Raw genomic sequence first — 15508 nt, 5'->3', positions numbered from 1 at the left:
TCGGACGTGGGCCATTTCGACACGCCAAGCCTTTCGCGCGATGCGGCGCTCCTGCCCGATACCGGCGAGCCCGGCTTCGGCGTCTATGTGCATTGGCCCTTCTGCGCGGCGAAGTGTCCCTACTGCGACTTCAACAGTCATGTGCGCCATCAACCGGTGGATCAGGAGCGCTTTGCCGCCGCTTTTCTGAAGGAGATGGCGGCGGTCCGGGCGATGAGCGGACCGAAGACGGTGACGAGCATCTTCCTCGGCGGCGGCACGCCGTCGCTGATGAAGCCGGAAACGGTTTCTGCCATTCTCGATGGCATCGCACGGCATTGGCATGTGCCCGCCGGCATCGAAATCACCATGGAGGCCAACCCTTCGAGCGTCGAGGCCGAACGGTTTCGCGGCTACCGGGCGGCCGGCGTCAACCGGGTCTCGCTCGGCGTGCAGGCGCTGAACGATCGCGATTTGAAATTCCTCGGCCGGCTGCATGACGTCGCCGACGCGCTGAAGGCGATCCGGCTGGCGCGCGAGATCTTCCCGCGCATGTCCTTCGACCTCATCTATGCCCGGCCGGACCAGACGGTCGACGAATGGGAAAAGGAACTGAAGGAAGCGATCTCCTATGCGGTCGACCATCTGTCGCTCTATCAGCTGACCATCGAGGAAGGCACACCCTTCTTCGGTCTGCACAAATCAGGCAAGCTGATCGTGCCGGACGGCGAACAATCGGCCCTGCTCTACGAGGCAACGCAGGAGATCACGGCGCGTGAGGGCATGCCCGCCTATGAGGTCTCCAACCATGCCCGGCCTGGTGCCGAAAGCCGCCATAACCTGACCTACTGGCGTTACGGCGATTATGCCGGCATCGGCCCGGGCGCACACGGCAGGCTGACGCGCGGGCATGAGAAGCTCGCGACGGCGACTGAGCGCAAGCCGGAAGCTTGGCTCGAGATGGTCGAGCGCGACGGCCACGGCATTCTCGATGAGGAGCGGCTCGGCTTCGAGGAACAGTCGGACGAGTTGCTGCTGATGGGACTGCGGCTGAGGGAAGGCGTCGATCTCGCCCGCTGGCAGCAGCTTTCCGGGCGCGAACTCGACCCGAAGCGCGAGGAATTCCTGCTCGAACACAAATTCATCGAACGGATCGGCAATTCACGGCTGCGCTGCACATCGGCCGGCATGCTGATCCTCGATTCCGTCGTCGCCGATCTCGCCTGCTGACATCAAGACAACGGACTATTTCCAGCGCGGCGATGACCTTACCGCCGCGCCCGAAACCCATTCTCACCTGTGGCTGGTGGCGCCCGCCTTGAACAGGCTGCCGGTCGGCGTCTTCAGGAACATCTCCAGCGGAATATGCTCCTGGTGCAGGAAGCCGGTCGCCGGCAGCAAGCCGTCGCGGACCATCTCGATGACTGCGACGACGGATGCCGAGGTCGTCCAGGCAATTGCCGTGCGGCGGGCGCCGGCGATTTCGATCGGGTAATAGGCGCGCACGAATTCCTTGCGGCGCAGGCTGCCGTTCTCCGTCCCTTCCGCGGCGACATGGACATATACGACGTCGTCTTCGACGGGTGGCTTGGCATTGGTCAGAATCTCGCCGGCGAGCATACGCTTGTCGCGCATCAGGAGCTCATGGAAGAAGAAGTTCATCAGCTCCATATGCCCGGGGTAACGCATGGTCTTGTAGTCGAGATTGTCGATCTTGCCGAGCATGGTGTCGCACATGGTGCCGAGGCCGCCCGAGGTGGTGAAGGCTTCGAGTTTGACGCCGCCGACATAGACCGTCTCGTGCCATTCCATCGGCGAGACCAGCTTGCGCACACCGCCCTCGATGACCTCGCAATCGTTCAGATATTCGTTGACGACGCCCTCCGGCGACCAGTTGAAGGCATAGCCGAGAAGGCCGGTCGGATGCTGCGGCAGGGCGCCGACGCGCATGCGGATCGAGCGGCAGCGCTCGAAGCCGTCGGCAAGGCTTGCGCCGACGATGCCGACGAAACCCGGCGCCAGGCCGCATTGCGGCGCCATTAGCCCGCGGGCCGTCTTCGACAGTTCGATGATGAAATTGGTGGTGGGGACGTCTTCAGTCAGATCGAAATAATGGATGCCGGCAAGATGGGCGGCGCGGGCCAGTTCGATGTTGAGGTGATAGGGTAGGCAGGAGAGCACCGCCTCGACGGTGGAGAGCAGCTCGCCGATCACCTCGGCGTCGGAAATATCGCCGGCGCGGCACTTGAAGGGCAAGTCGCCCAGCGGCAATTGCGCATCGACGCCGATGACCTCGAAGCCGCCTTCATGCAACAGCGTCGCCGCCAGCCGTCCGACCTTGCCCAGGCCGAGAACGGCGATCCTTTTGAAACTCATGCAAATCCTCCCACGCGCCCGCTTCGGCGCTTTCATTTTGTTCGATGCGCGCCGCTTCAGATCGGACGTGCAAGGAATGGGCGGAGGTATAGAGTAAAAAGCTTATAAAGAAAAACGGCCGGAATTGTTTCCGGCCGACGAATTCGTCGAAAATCCACCACTTATTCGTTGATCAGCCGCTTCAGCAGCTCGATTTCGTGCGAAAGCTTGGTGTCTCCCGATATCAGCTCCTCGATCTTGCGCACGGCGTGCAGCACGGTCGTGTGATCACGCCCGCCGAAACGGCGGCCGATCTCGGGGAAGGAGCGCGGCGTCAGCGTCTTCGACAGATACATGGCGATCTGGCGCGGCTTGACGATGACGCGGGTGCGGCGATTGGAGACCAGTTCCTGGCGCGAGACGTTGTAATGCCGGGCGACGATGCGCTGGATATCCTCGATGCGTACACGGCGCGGTTCGCCCGAACCAACAAGATGGGCGAGCAATTCGTCGACGCGCTCGATCGACAGGTTCGGCTCGAAGGAGCGGCGGAAGATCAGCTGGTTGAAGGCGCCTTCGAGTTCGCGGCCGCTGGCCGTGATGTTGCGGGCGACGTGCTGAAGCAGATCGGCCGGAATTTCGAGGGACGGATCCTCAAGCCGGGCCGCGGCCAGGCGCCGCTTGAGGATTTCGAGGCGCATTTCGTAATCCGGCGCGTCGAGTTCGATCGCCACACCGCCCTGCAGGCGCGAGCGGACGCGGGGATCGAGCGACTCCAGCTCCCATGGCGCCCGGTCGGCGGCGACGACGACCTGCTTGGCGCTGTCGAGCAGCATATTCAGGAGATGGCAGAATTCGTGCTGGATCATCTTGCCCTGCAGGAACTGCATGTCGTCGATGATTAAGAGATCGATGTTGCGCAATGAATCCTTCAGCGTCAGCGCGTCGTTGTCGCGGATCGCCGTGGCGAAGCGCCACATGAAATATTCCGCCGTCAGATAGACGACGCGCAGAGCCCGCGGGTTCTGCACCGCCGCATTGGCGATCGCCTGCAGAAGATGGGTCTTGCCGAGGCCCACCGTCGAATGGACGAAGAGCGGATTGAAGCGCACGGCGCCGGAGCCGACTTCCGCGATTGTCTTGGCAGCCGCAAGCGCGACGCGGTTCGAGCTGCCTTCCACGAAGGTATCAAAGGTGAAGCGGCTGTCGAGCGGCGAGCCGAAGAGCGGCGTGCCGAGGCTTGCGGGCCTTGCGGCGGCAACGGCCGAAACCGCCTGCTGGACGGCCTGGCCAGCCGGCTGGGCGCTCGGCGGACGGCGCATCTGCGCGGGAGCAGCGGGCTCAGGCTGGACCACCTCGTCGGCGGCCTTCATGCCGCTGCGCGTTGCCGTGCGCACGAGGATTTCGATCTTCATGATTTCCGGATCTTCGGCCTGGAACAGACCGGTGATAAGGTCGAGATAACGATTGTTGATCCACGACTTCAGGAAGGTCGTGGGAACTGACAGGCGAACAACGCTCTTCGATACCGAATGCAGCTTCAACCTGGCAAACCAGCTGGCATAGACGTCAGGACCGACCTGGGCCTTCAAGCGCGCGCTGACGCGCTCAAACAAAATGCTCTGCTTCATTTCCGCCTTTGCTTCCCCCACTTCCTGGCGAATGGAGCCGAACGCCTGCGGTGCCGCATCCCCATTGTCGAGCCCGCCCGCCATCATCGTATTCATCTGCATAATGCCGCCTTTCAATTCCACCGGGCGGCCTCCGCTAAACAGCCGCCCGATCATTCCCCGCTTTGACGGGCTGGCGGCATCCTCATGAAGCCACTCGCCTGCCGGTTCACTCAAACACGGCACGGAAGCTCGTTGCAGGTACCGCATTCATGCGGCGCCTTCATCGGCTTTCGGTGCCAGGCTTGTCGGTCAATCCTCGTTTTCGGCCGACCAGCCCGAACGCAATATTACTATCCCTATCCAGCATCCTCACGTTAAACGTGTGGTTGCCATAGGCACAAAACATCCCTGCCCCGTAACAGCCACGTTACGGCCCAAATCCGTCAAGTGCTTGAAAAAACGGAAGCGCAAGGCTCCGTAACAGATGGCACAAACGTATCGCCCTGCCGACGTGGCAGTTAAGACCGAACTCTGCAGGTGATGTCCGCGCCCTCTGTTGGACGCCATTTAGGCAGGATCAAATGGCAAGATCAACGATGAATTTTACGCAAAATTAAGATGCGGCCATTGACTCGGCCCGCCCTTTTCGGGCGTCACACCAGCGTCAAAAAAGAATCGCAGTTGAATCAAAGAGATTCCCCGTTCGGGCTATTTTGACACGCAAAGAAAGAAAAAAAATAAAAATCTTCTTGACTCGGACGTGATCCCCAAAGGTTTGGCCAGAGTCGCGGAATGGGAAAGCATCCTTGCGCAAGCCATTGTTTTTTAATGCTTTTTCCTGTCATGGCTCTGACACGAAACAGTCGTGCCATTAACCATGAAGGACGCTCCTCAGCGGAATCGAAAAAGCCCGGCAAAATTACCGGGCTAATCATAACGAGGAGGTCGTTAATGGAGTATTACGCGGTCGGCGAGACCGAAAGAGCCTTCACACGAGCGGCTAGGCGAGAGACCTTGCGCGATGCCGTGTTGGAGTGCAGCACGCCCTTGCTGGCGGCGCGGGCGAGTTCCGGCTGAGCGGCCAGGAAAGCCGCCTTCGCCTTGTCGGCGTCACCGGATGCGATGGCCTCTTCGACCTGGCGAACGAAAGTACGAACGCGCGAGCGACGAGCCTTATTGACGTCGGTACGGCGGGCGATCTTGCGGGTCGCTTTTTTCGCCGAAGTTGTATTGGCCATGGATGCCTCTCTCAAGAATTCGAACAAACTCCGCCATTACCGCGGGCCCTGCGGCCACCAAATCCAGCAATGCGGGAGCAATCGCGGAAAACCAGAGCGGCTTTCCGAACCGTGGGCGGGCATATAACCTTAAAGCCGGCCCACGTCAACGCGGATTTTCAAGCTTTCCGGCGGCAAGCGCCGAAAAGCATTCAACGGTGCTTAAAGGCAGGTTTGCGCTTCTCGACGAAGGCCGCCATGCCTTCTTTCTGATCGTCCGTGGCAAAGAGACTATGAAACAGGCGGCGTTCGAACCGTAACCCTTCCTCCAGCGTCGTCTCGAAGGCGCGGTTGACCGCCTCCTTGGCCATCATGACGGAGGGCTGCGAAAGCGAGGCGATCTTTTCGGCCGCGGCAAGCGCCTCGTCGAGAAGACGCTCGGGCGCCACCACACGCGAAACGAGTCCCGATCGTTCGGCTTCAGCCGCATCCATCATCCGGCCGGTCAGGACAAGATCCATCGCCTTCGCCTTGCCGACGGCGCGCGTCAGCCGCTGCGAGCCGCCCATGCCGGGGATGACGCCGAGGGTGATTTCCGGCTGGCCGAACTTCGCCGTCTCCGAGGCGATGATGAAATCGCACATCATGGCGAGCTCGCAGCCGCCGCCGAGGGCAAAGCCGCTGACGGCGGCGATGACCGGCTTGCGCGCCTTGGCAATGTCGTCCCAGCCGCTGATGAAGTCACTCTTATAGATGTCGGCGAACTGGAGCGACTGCATCTCCTTGATATCGGCGCCGGCGGCAAAGGCGCGTTCGGAGCCGGTGATGACGATGGCGCCGATCGCCTCGTCGGCGTGGAACGCGGCGTAGGCCGCCTTCAACTCCTTCAGGACGGTGGAATTCAATGCGTTCAGCGCCTGCGGGCGATTCAGCGTGACGAGGCCGACATTGCCTCGGGTTTCGACGATCAGGGTCTCGTAGGCCATGCTGGTCTCCCGGTTCTCTGTTATTTCTGGCAGGCGGCGCAATAGAAGGTGGAGCGACCCGCCTGTACGATACGGGCGACCGTACCGCCGCAGCCGGGCGTGCCGCAAGCCTGACCTTCGCGATCATAGACGGAGAAGGAATGCTGGAAATAGCCGAGCGATCCATCCGCCCGGATATGGTCGCGCAGCGACGAGCCACCGGCGGCGATCGCGTCGGCGATGACCTCGCGGATCGAGGCGACCAGCAGGTCGAGCTGCTGCTTCGGCCGGCCGCCTGATGTCACCAGCGTGCCGGCGGCGCGGATCGGCGAAAGGTGCGAGCGCCACAGCGCTTCGCAGACATATATATTGCCGAGACCGGCGATGTTCTTCTGGTCGAGGAGCGCGCTCTTCAAGGGCTGTGCCTTATCGCGGAACCGTTCGGCGAGATAGGTGGCGCCGAGCTCGTTGCCCGTCGGCTCCGGGCCGAGGTCTCGGAAGAAGGGATGCGCGGAAAGATCGGCACGCCCCACGATATCCATGAAGCCGAAACGGCGCGGATCGTTATAGACGACGCGGCGCGGCCCGCCTCCGCCTTCGAGGTGAAAGACGACGTGATCGTGCTTCTCGTCCTTGCTGCGGGCATGGTGGAATTCGCCCGGCATCGCCGAGGCCGCACCCTCCTCGATGCGGAAGGAACCGGACATGCCGAGATGGGAAATCAGCGTATTGCCGTCGTCGAGATCGACCAGCAGATATTTGGCGCGGCGGCCAAGCCCGACGATGGTGCGGCCGGAAACCCTCTCCGCCAGGGCATCGGGAAAGGGGAAGCGCAGATCCCTGCGGCGCAGCTCCAGCCTCGTGACGCGAGCCCCCTCCATCGCCGGCGCCAGCCCGCGTTTGACCGTTTCGACTTCTGGCAATTCCGGCATCTTAACCCATCTATATCGAACGTGTTTCAACCGAGGACGATGTGCGCTATAGCGCCAGTGTGCCGCGGAGAGCGCGGTCCAGTGATAACGTCGCGCGCGGTCTTTCGCTATGGCCTGCGCGGCTGATCTTCAAGGAACGGAGCAGCCCGATGTCAGAAAGCCGCACTTCCGCCGATGGCGGCATGGAGACCTCCTACGGCTTTCGCGAAGTGCCGGGCGGCGAGAAGCAGGGTCTGGTCAACCAGGTATTCCACAAGGTCGCCAAACGCTACGACATCATGAACGACGTCATGTCGATGGGCATGCACCGCGCCTGGAAGGATGCGATGATCGCCGCGCTCAATCCGCGCAAGGAGCCGGGCTACAAGGTGCTCGACGTCGCCGGCGGCACCGGCGACATCGCCTTCCGCATCGTCGAGGCTTCGGGCCGGCAGGCGCATGCCACCGTGCTCGACATCAACGGCTCGATGCTCGGCGTCGGCGCCGAGCGGGCGGAAAAGAAAAAGCTTTCCGGCAATCTCACCTTCGTCGAGGCGAATGCCGAGGAACTGCCCTTCGAGGCCGCCAGCTTCGACGCCTATACGATCGCCTTCGGCATCCGCAACGTGCCGAGGATCGACAAGGCGCTGTCCGAGGCCTATCGCGTGTTGAAACGCGGCGGACGGCTGCTGGTCCTGGAGTTTTCGGAAGTCGATATGCCGCTTCTCGACAAGATCTATGACGCCTGGTCGTTCAACGCCATTCCGCAATTCGGCAAGGCGATCACCGGCGATGCCGAACCCTACCAGTATCTGGTGGAATCGATCCGCAAATTTCCCAATCAGGAGAATTTCGCTGCGATGATCCGCCAGGCCGGCTTTTCGCGCGTCACCTACACCAATTATACCGGCGGCATCGCCGCGCTCCATTCCGGCTGGAAGCTCTGAGAGATGAGGGTGGAGAAACTGACCGCGCCTTCGAAAGCAGGCAAGTCTGCATGAGCACGTTCGGAGCCTATTTCCGCCTGATCCGGGTCGGCTGGATCCTCGTGCGCGAAGGCGTGATCTCTGCACTGCCTTCGGAAGGCCTGCCGCCTTCGATCATCCTTGGCAAATCCTTCGTCGGCCTGTTTGCGCGCAGCCGCGCCATGGCGATCACGCGTAGCGACCGATTGGCGCAGGCCGTCGAGCGGCTCGGCCCCTCCTATGTGAAGATCGGCCAGTTTCTGGCAACGCGGCCCGACGTGGTCGGCGTCGAATTCGCCAACGACCTGTCGCAACTGCAGGATCGGATGGCCTTCTTCCCCGCCGCCGCCGCCAAAGCCAATATCGAAGCTTCGCTCGGGCGGCCGATCGGGGAGCTTTATGCGAGTTTTGGCGATCCAATCGCCGCCGCCTCGATCGCACAGGTGCATCCGGCTGAGGTCGAAACGGCCGGAGGCCGCAAGAAGGTCGCCGTCAAGGTCGTACGGCCCGGCGTGCGCCAGCGTTTCGCCCACGACATCGAGGCGATGTACCTCGTTGCCCATATGCAGGAGCGTTTCCTCCCTTTCAGCCGGCGGCTCAGGCCGGTCGAGGTGACGAAGACGCTGGAACAGACGACGAAGGTGGAGATGGATCTTCGCCTTGAGGCGGCAGCGCTTTCGGAGATTGCCGAAAACACCGACAGCGATCCCGGCTTTCGCGTGCCGAAGGTCGACTGGGAGCGCACCGGCCGCGACGTTATCACCATGGAATGGATCGACGGCACGAGAATGTCCGACGTCGAGGGGCTGCGCGCCGCCGGCCACGACCTCAACCTGCTCGCCGACACGCTGATCCAGTCGTTTCTCCGCCACACGCTGCGCGACGGTTTCTTTCATGCCGACATGCATCCGGGCAATCTTTTCGTCGATGCAGGCGGCATGATCGTCGCGGTCGACATGGGTATTGTCGGGCGGCTCGGCAAAAAGGAGCGACGGTTCCTCGCCGAAATCCTCTACGGCTTCATCACGCGCGATTACATCCGCGTCGCCGAGGTGCATTTCGAGGCGGGATATGTGCCGGGCCACCACAATGTCGAGAGCTTTGCCCAGGCGATCCGGGCTATCGGCGAGCCGATCCATGGGCAGCCGGCCGAAACGATCTCGATGGGCAAGCTCCTGACGCTGCTGTTCGAAGTGACCGAACTCTTCGACATGGCGACACGGCCGGAGCTGGTGATGCTGCAGAAGACCATGGTCGTGGTCGAAGGCGTGTCGCGCATGCTCAACCCGCGCTTCAATATGTGGAAGGCTTCCGAGCCCGTCGTCGGCGATTGGATCCGCACCAATCTCGGACCAAAGCGGATCGCGACCGACCTCAAGGACGGACTGAAGGCGGCGGTCAAGCTTGCCGAAGCCGTGCCGGAAATTGCGGCGAAGACCGAAAAATTCCACCACCAGCTCCTGCATATGAGCGAGCACGGCCTGCGTTTCGACGAGGAGACGGCGGAGGCGATCGGCAAGGCCGAAGCTCGGCATAACCGCTCCGGCCGGATCGCGTTGTGGGTCATCGCATTGACGCTCCTCTATATTGCCTGGATGCTGAGCTGACCGCCTGCCAATAACATGCTGTGTTCGGCATTTAGGATATCCCATGTGACCGAGGGCTCGCTTAGTCTCTCGAGTTAGGAGATACGGCACATGCAGCACGAACGCCCCGGCATCGAACTTTCCGGACGTCCCCTCGGTTTTGCCGAGATGGCGGCGATCGGTGCAGGCAAGGCAAAGATTTCGGCCTCGCCGACCGGCATGGCCCGCATCGCCATAGCGCGCGAGATCGTCGAGGATGCGATTGCTTCGGGCATGCCCGTCTACGGCTCGACGACCGGAGTCGGCGCCATGAAGGATGTGGAGTGGTCGGCCGACGAGCTCGACACCTTCAATCTCGGCCTGGTGCGCGCCCATCATTTCGGCACCGGCACACCCTTTTCCTGCAATGTCGTGCGCAACGCCATGGCGATCCGCGTCAATACGGCGCTGACCGGCCAGGTCGGCTGTACGCCGGAACTGATCCAGGCCTATATCACGATGCTCGAAGCCGATCTCATTCCGGTCGTGCGCCGAACCGGCTCGATCGGCTGCGCCGATATCGGCCTGATGGGACAGATCGGCGCGGTGCTGACCGGCGTCGGCGAAGCGGTCTACCGCGGCAGCCGGATGCAGGCGGCCGACGCCTTCCGGGCGGCGGGACTGCAACCGGTGCGGATGGCGCCGCGCGACAGTCTCGCCTCGCTCAGCGTCAATGCCGTGAGCTTTGCCGCGGCGGCGGAAACGACGCGCAGTGCCGCGGCCTCGATCCGCATCCTGCTCGCCACCGGGATGATGGCGGCCGGTGCGCTCGGCGCCTCCCGCGATCCCTGGAAGGCGGTCCGCCATGTTGGCACGGCGCGTGAGGCACTGATCGGCGCCTGGCTCTGCAACGCGTCGGACGACTGGGACTGGCCAGTTGCAACGCATGTGCAGGATCCGCTCAGCCTGCGCATGATCGCCCAGGTGTTCGGCGCCGTCATCGAAAACCTGCTTTCGACCGGCCACAAGATCCTTGCCGCAACCGGACGCTCGGACGACAATCCGGTCGTCGTCGAGGGTCGGGTGATGACATCAGGCGGTTCGCTTCCCCTCGATGTGACGATCCTGCTCGAATCGGCCGCACTCTGCATGGCGCATGCGGCGCGCAACGCCTTCAACCGCTGCGTCATTCTCGGCAACGGTCAACGGCGCGACCTGCCGGTCAACCTCGTGCCGCCGGGACGGATTGCCACCGGCTTCGGGCCGATCATCAAGCTTGCCGGCGAAATCTTCTCGCGCGTCCTGTCGATGTCGGGTCCCGTTTCGGCGCAGTCCCTGGTCGTTGCGGCCGGCCTGGAGGACGAGGCCGCCTTCCTGCCGCTGGTCATCGAGCGCTTCGAGCGTCAGATGCAGGCGCTGAAGCGCCTCGCGGCACTCGAGGCGCTCTTGTCTGCCCAGGCGATTGACATTCTCGGCGATGAACCGAAGGGCGTGGCCGGTATGCTCTATGAGGTCGTCCGCAAACATGCGGCCTTTTATACCGTCGACCGGCCGCTTTCGGCTGAGGTGGAGGCGATCGAGGAAGAGCTCGGATCGGACGACTTTCTCGCGAAACTGACCGAGCAGGTTCCGATTGCCTCCTTCGACGATTTCTTCGCACTCGGTTCGCCGGAGCCCAGCGAAGGGCGCCTGGCCAGCCGAGCAGGGTGATTGCGGGCGAGGCCCAAAATCTCAATCCTGCTCTACATTAACCAATCGGTGCGTGATGCCGTCCGAAAGACGTTCAAGCTTTGGCATCACGTTTCGGCCGGCAACGGTTCCGACGTCAGTCTAGGGAGGAAGCGGCATGGACTTCGATCTCGTTCTGCAGGGCACGGTGGTGTTGCCGAACCGCATCGTCGAAGAGGGTTATGTTGCCGTGCATGCCGGCAAGATCGCCGAAGTCGGCCTCGGCGTCCCGCCTGCAGCGCGCGAACGGCATCTGCTCGGAAGAGCGTTGATCCTGCCAGGCGCCATCGACGCGCAGGTGCATTCGCTGTCCCAGAAGGATCAGGAGGATTTCGTCTGGTCGACGCGGTCGGCAGCGGCCGGCGGCGTGACTACGATCGTCGACATGCCCTATGACGAAGGCAATCTCGTCTGCTCGGCGGCGGCGGTCAAGCGGAAGATCGACCATGCCGCCCCGCAGGCGCGGGTCGATTTTGCCCTTTACGGCACCATCGATCCGCAAGAAGGCCCGGCGCGGATCCCGGAGATGACCGAGGCCGGCGTCGCCGCCTTCAAGTTTTCCACCTTCGGCACCGATCCCAAACGTTTTCCGCGCATTCCCCCCGCTCTACTCGACGCCTGCTTCGCGGCAATCGCGCCGACCGGGCTGACGGCAGGCGTGCATAATGAGGATGACGAGGCCGTGCGCAGCTATATGGAGCAGGTGAAGGCAAGCGGCATCACCGACTGGCGGGCGCACGGCCTGTCTCGGCCGGCGATTACCGAACTCTTGGCGATGCACACGATCTTCGAAACCGGGGCCAATACCGGCTGCCCTGCGCATGTGGTGCACTGCTCTCTCGGGCGCGGCTATGACATCGCCCGGGCTTACCGCCGCGACGGTTTTGCCGCGACGGTCGAATGCTGCATCCATTATCTCACTCTCGACGAGGAAAACGACGTGAGGCGCCTGGGGGGCAAGGCGAAGATCAATCCGCCGGTGCGACCACGCGCCGAGGTGGAGAGGCTCTGGCGGAAGGTCGCAGAGGGTGATGTCTGGCTGGTCTCGACCGATCACGTCAGTTGGTCGGAAAACCGCAAGACCGATCCCGATATGCTCGCCAACGCATCCGGCGTTCCCGGCCTCGAGGTGATGGTCCCGCTTTTCATCAAGGGCGCTCTCGAGCGCGGCATTCCCCTGACCTGGGCCGCGCGGCTGATGGCGGAGAATCCGGCGAAGCATTTCCGGCTTGACCACATCAAGGGGGCGCTGACATCAGGCAAGGACGCCGATATCGCCGTGCTGGAACCGCGCGAAAGCATCTATGATGCGGCTGCGAGCGGCAACAACGTCGTCGGCTGGAGCCCCTATAACGGCATTCGCCTGCCCTGGACCGTCTCCGCCACTTATCTGCGGGGCGAAAGAATCGCCGAGGGCGGCAAGGTAATGGCCGCGCCCGGCACTGGGCGGTTCGTCCGGCCGCCGCCGCGCCAGATCATTTCGGGAGCCGCCACATGAGCCGCAATCTTCCAGTCAATGCCGGCCGGATCGCTGAAGATATCGAGGCGCTTGCCGGTATTACCGAGCCGGGGCGCCCCTGGACACGGCGGGCTTTCACGCCGCTCTTCATGGAAGGCCGGGCCTATATCGAGGCGCGGATGAAGGCGGCAGGGCTGGAAACACGGATCGATGCCGCCGGCAATCTGATCGGCCGGCGAACCGGTAGGAAGCCCTGGTTCGGCACGATCATGATCGGCTCGCATTCCGACACGGTGCCGGAGGGCGGCCGCTACGACGGCATTGCCGGGGTGGTCTCGGCGCTTGAGGTGGCGCGGGCGCTGCATGATCAGGGCATGGAACTGGACCACGATCTCGAGATCGTCGATTTCCTTGCCGAGGAGGTGAGCATCTTCGGCGTCTCCTGCATCGGCAGCCGCGGCATGACCGGCCAGCTGCCGGAGGCCTGGCTGTCGCGGGAAAGCGGCGGCCTCGATCTTGCCGGCGGCATCGCCCAGGCGGGCGGGGAGCCTGGCGTGCTGGGACAACAGAAGCGGCCCGATCTGGCCGGCTTTCTGGAGCTCCATATCGAGCAGGGGCCGGTGCTCGAAGCCGAACGGGAGGATATCGGCATCGTCACCGCCATTGCAGGTATTACCCGCATCGAAATCACCGTCGAAGGACGGGCTGACCATGCCGGCACGACGCCGATGGACAGGCGGGCGGATGCGTTGGTGGCGGCATCGCAGCTGGTGCTCGACATCCGCAATGCTGCCGCCGAGCTTTCCAAGACGCCGGGGCATTTCGCGGCGACGGTCGGCGAGTTCAGGATCGAGCCGAATGCGGCCAATGTCGTGCCCTCGAAGGTCGTGCTGCTAATCGACGGGCGCGCGGAAATCCGCGCCGATATGGAGGCATTCTGCCGCTGGCTCGACGGCCATGTCGAAAAGCTGGCGACCGCCTACGGCGTGATGATCGAGACGCCGAACCGGGTTTCCGACAATCTGCCGACGCCCAGCAATGCCGCGCTGCTTTCGACGCTGGAGACCGCCTGCGAGCGCGTCGGCGCAAAATACCGGCGCATGGCCTCCGGCGCAGGGCACGATACGGCCTGGATTGCCAAGGTGGCGCCGGCGGCAATGGTCTTCGTGCCCTGTCGGAAGGGTCGTAGCCATTGCCCCGACGAGTGGGCCGACAATGACGATATCGCCCTCGGCGCAGCCGTGCTTTTCGAGGCGGCGCGCGAGATGGATAAGGATTCGAAGCGGGAGAAGGCCGATGGGACGTATATTGGTTGAGAAGGACGTGGAAGCCGCCGTCAAAGGCGGCTCCGTCTATGCCGCCGGCGGCGGCGGCTGGGCCGATCACGGGCGGATGCTTGGGCTTGCGGCCGTCACCATCGGCAAACCTGAACTGGTGTCGATCGACGAATTGAAGGATGACGCCTGGATCGCCACGGCGGCCGCGATCGGCGCGCCGGCCTCCACCACGCCCTGGGAAATGCAGGGCGTCGATTATGTGAAGGCCGTGCAGCTCTTGCAGGAGGCGCTCGGCGAAAAGCTTTCCGGGCTGATCATCGGCCAGAACGGTAAATCCTCGACGCTCAACGGCTGGCTGCCGTCGGCGATCCTCGGCACCAAGGTGGTCGATGCCGTCGGCGATATCCGCGCGCACCCGACCGGCGACATGGGTTCGATCGGCATGGCCGCCTCACCCGAGCCGATGATCCAGACCGCCGTCGGCGGCAACAGGGCCGAGAACCGCTACATCGAGCTCGTGGTGAAGGGCGCGACGGCAAAAATCTCGCCGGTGCTGCGCGCCGCCGCCGATCAGTCCGGCGGTTTCATCGCCAGCTGCCGCAATCCGCTCAGGGCGTCGTATGTCCGGGGCCATGCAGCCCTCGGCGGCATCTCGATGGCACTTGCGCTCGGAGAAGCAATTATTGCGGCGGAGAAGCGCGGCGGGCCAGCGATCATCGATGCGATCTGCAAGACGACGGGCGGACATATCCTCGCCGAAGGCGCCATCACCCGCAAAGACGTCGTCTATACCAAGGAGGCCTTCGACATCGGCACCATCGCCGTCGGTTCGCGCGACAAATCAGTGACGCTGCATGTGATGAACGAATATATGGCGGTGGACGATGCGGATGGCGGGCGGCTTGCGACCTTCCCCGCTGTGATCACCACACTGTCGCCTGAGGGCGAGCCGCTGAGCGTCGGGCAGTTGCAGGAAGGCATGCATGTCTTCATCCTGCATGTGCCGATGGATATCATTCCGCTGTCAGCTAGCGTGCTCGATCCGACAGTTTATCCCGTCGTCGAGAAGGCGATGGGAATCGAGATCGCGCGTTATGCGCTGGCGGCGAAGGCCTGAGCCATGGCACGCGATCCCGGCCTTGAAGAACTGCTACGTGAGGAACTCGACGATCGTCCTGGCCTCAGCGAAAAATCCATGTTCGGCGGCCGCGCCTTCCTGCTGAACGGCAATCTTCTCTGCGGCGCGCGCAGTGACGGCATGCTGATCCGTCTCGGCAAGGGCAATGATGATTGGGCGCTGGCGCTGCCGGGCGTAAACCGGATGCTGATGGGCGAGCGAGTCATGCACGGCTGGCTGCGCGCCTCCGCCGAGGCTTACGGCGACGATGCCCTGAGACGGCGTCTGCTCGATGCGGCGCTTGCCTATGTGGAATCGCTGCCAGGCAAGTGACCAATTAGCTATTCCCCTTCTCCC

At 63.1% G+C, this 15508-nt stretch carries 13 protein-coding genes; 8 read left to right on the top strand and 5 right to left on the bottom strand.

Going from position 1 to position 15508, the window contains the following annotated elements; genetic code table 11:
• Nucleotides 1-6 precede the first annotated feature (6 nt).
• Nucleotides 7-1209, top strand: coding sequence for a radical SAM family heme chaperone HemW (gene hemW / locus RHE_RS01820; protein WP_011423744.1), 1203 nt, complete (start codon nucleotides 7-9; stop codon nucleotides 1207-1209).
• Between the two features lie 63 nt (nucleotides 1210-1272).
• On the opposite strand, the gene RHE_RS01815 is transcribed toward hemW, so the two are convergent.
• The 5 genes from RHE_RS01815 to mutM form a co-directional block, all read right to left on the bottom strand.
• Complete coding sequence (locus tag RHE_RS01815; protein ID WP_011423743.1) at nucleotides 1273-2355, bottom strand: saccharopine dehydrogenase family protein; 1083 nt, start codon at nucleotides 2353-2355, stop codon at nucleotides 1273-1275.
• Nucleotides 2356-2516: 161 nt separating this feature from the next.
• The gene (gene dnaA / locus RHE_RS01810; RefSeq protein ID WP_011423742.1) at nucleotides 2517-4067 is read right to left on the bottom strand and encodes a chromosomal replication initiator protein DnaA; all 1551 of its coding nucleotides are present in this window, start codon (nucleotides 4065-4067) and stop codon (nucleotides 2517-2519) included.
• An 839-nt stretch (nucleotides 4068-4906) separates the two neighbouring features.
• Nucleotides 4907-5185: a 30S ribosomal protein S20 gene (gene rpsT, locus RHE_RS01805; RefSeq protein ID WP_011423741.1), complete on the bottom strand. Its 279-nt coding sequence runs from the start codon at nucleotides 5183-5185 to the stop codon at nucleotides 4907-4909.
• A gap of 191 nt (nucleotides 5186-5376) precedes the next feature.
• Complete coding sequence (locus tag RHE_RS01800; RefSeq protein WP_011423740.1) at nucleotides 5377-6150, bottom strand: enoyl-CoA hydratase; 774 nt, start codon at nucleotides 6148-6150, stop codon at nucleotides 5377-5379.
• A 20-nt stretch (nucleotides 6151-6170) separates the two neighbouring features.
• Nucleotides 6171-7061, bottom strand: coding sequence for a bifunctional DNA-formamidopyrimidine glycosylase/DNA-(apurinic or apyrimidinic site) lyase (gene mutM, locus RHE_RS01795; protein ID WP_011423739.1), 891 nt, complete (start codon nucleotides 7059-7061; stop codon nucleotides 6171-6173).
• A gap of 149 nt (nucleotides 7062-7210) precedes the next feature.
• On the opposite strand from mutM, the gene ubiE reads away from it, so the two are divergent.
• The 7 genes from ubiE to RHE_RS01760 all read left to right on the top strand — a co-directional run bounded on the left by ubiE (nucleotide 7211) and on the right by RHE_RS01760 (nucleotide 15484).
• On the top strand, nucleotides 7211-7987 hold the full coding sequence (gene ubiE, locus RHE_RS01790) for a bifunctional demethylmenaquinone methyltransferase/2-methoxy-6-polyprenyl-1,4-benzoquinol methylase UbiE (RefSeq protein ID WP_011423738.1): 777 nt from the start codon (nucleotides 7211-7213) through the stop codon (nucleotides 7985-7987).
• Nucleotides 7988-8037: 50 nt separating this feature from the next.
• Nucleotides 8038-9612: a 2-polyprenylphenol 6-hydroxylase gene (gene ubiB, locus RHE_RS01785; RefSeq protein WP_011423737.1), complete on the top strand. Its 1575-nt coding sequence runs from the start codon at nucleotides 8038-8040 to the stop codon at nucleotides 9610-9612.
• Nucleotides 9613-9702: 90 nt separating this feature from the next.
• Entirely contained in the window at nucleotides 9703-11280 is a 1578-nt protein-coding gene (locus RHE_RS01780; protein ID WP_011423736.1) for an aromatic amino acid lyase, read from the top strand.
• Between the two features lie 136 nt (nucleotides 11281-11416).
• Nucleotides 11417-12796 (top strand): dihydroorotase, encoded by a 1380-nt coding sequence (locus tag RHE_RS01775; RefSeq protein ID WP_011423735.1) that lies wholly within the window; start codon nucleotides 11417-11419, stop codon nucleotides 12794-12796.
• Complete coding sequence (locus RHE_RS01770) at nucleotides 12793-14073, top strand: Zn-dependent hydrolase (protein WP_011423734.1); 1281 nt, start codon at nucleotides 12793-12795, stop codon at nucleotides 14071-14073. Before RHE_RS01775 ends, RHE_RS01770 begins: the two co-directional genes overlap by 4 nt.
• Nucleotides 14054-15151: a DUF917 domain-containing protein gene (locus RHE_RS01765; RefSeq protein WP_042117775.1), complete on the top strand. Its 1098-nt coding sequence runs from the start codon at nucleotides 14054-14056 to the stop codon at nucleotides 15149-15151. The genes RHE_RS01770 and RHE_RS01765 overlap by 20 nt, the downstream gene beginning before the upstream one ends.
• Before the next feature lie 3 nt (nucleotides 15152-15154).
• Nucleotides 15155-15484, top strand: coding sequence for a TfoX/Sxy family protein (locus RHE_RS01760; protein WP_011423732.1), 330 nt, complete (start codon nucleotides 15155-15157; stop codon nucleotides 15482-15484).
• Nucleotides 15485-15508 lie beyond the last annotated feature (24 nt).

The sequence above is a fragment of the Rhizobium etli CFN 42 genome, assembly GCF_000092045.1.
Lineage (GTDB): Bacteria > Pseudomonadota > Alphaproteobacteria > Rhizobiales > Rhizobiaceae > Rhizobium > Rhizobium etli.
This window is presented reverse-complemented; position numbering and strand designations above follow the sequence as displayed.

Excerpts from the sequence above, each read along its gene's own strand:
- RHE_RS01815 (WP_011423743.1), bottom strand. The coding sequence starts at position 2,355 with ATGAGTTTCAAAAGGATCGCCGTTCTCGGCCTGGGCAAGGTCGGACGG.
- dnaA (WP_011423742.1), bottom strand. The coding sequence starts at position 4,067 with ATGCAGATGAATACGATGATGGCGGGCGGGCTCGACAATGGGGATGCG.
- rpsT (WP_011423741.1), bottom strand. The coding sequence starts at position 5,185 with ATGGCCAATACAACTTCGGCGAAAAAAGCGACCCGCAAGATCGCCCGC.
- RHE_RS01800 (WP_011423740.1), bottom strand. The coding sequence starts at position 6,150 with ATGGCCTACGAGACCCTGATCGTCGAAACCCGAGGCAATGTCGGCCTC.
- mutM (WP_011423739.1), bottom strand. The coding sequence starts at position 7,061 with ATGCCGGAATTGCCAGAAGTCGAAACGGTCAAACGCGGGCTGGCGCCG.
- ubiE (WP_011423738.1), top strand. The coding sequence starts at position 7,211 with ATGTCAGAAAGCCGCACTTCCGCCGATGGCGGCATGGAGACCTCCTAC.
- ubiB (WP_011423737.1), top strand. The coding sequence starts at position 8,038 with ATGAGCACGTTCGGAGCCTATTTCCGCCTGATCCGGGTCGGCTGGATC.
- RHE_RS01780 (WP_011423736.1), top strand. The coding sequence starts at position 9,703 with ATGCAGCACGAACGCCCCGGCATCGAACTTTCCGGACGTCCCCTCGGT.
- RHE_RS01775 (WP_011423735.1), top strand. The coding sequence starts at position 11,417 with ATGGACTTCGATCTCGTTCTGCAGGGCACGGTGGTGTTGCCGAACCGC.
- RHE_RS01770 (WP_011423734.1), top strand. The coding sequence starts at position 12,793 with ATGAGCCGCAATCTTCCAGTCAATGCCGGCCGGATCGCTGAAGATATC.
- RHE_RS01765 (WP_042117775.1), top strand. The coding sequence starts at position 14,054 with ATGGGACGTATATTGGTTGAGAAGGACGTGGAAGCCGCCGTCAAAGGC.
- RHE_RS01760 (WP_011423732.1), top strand. The coding sequence starts at position 15,155 with ATGGCACGCGATCCCGGCCTTGAAGAACTGCTACGTGAGGAACTCGAC.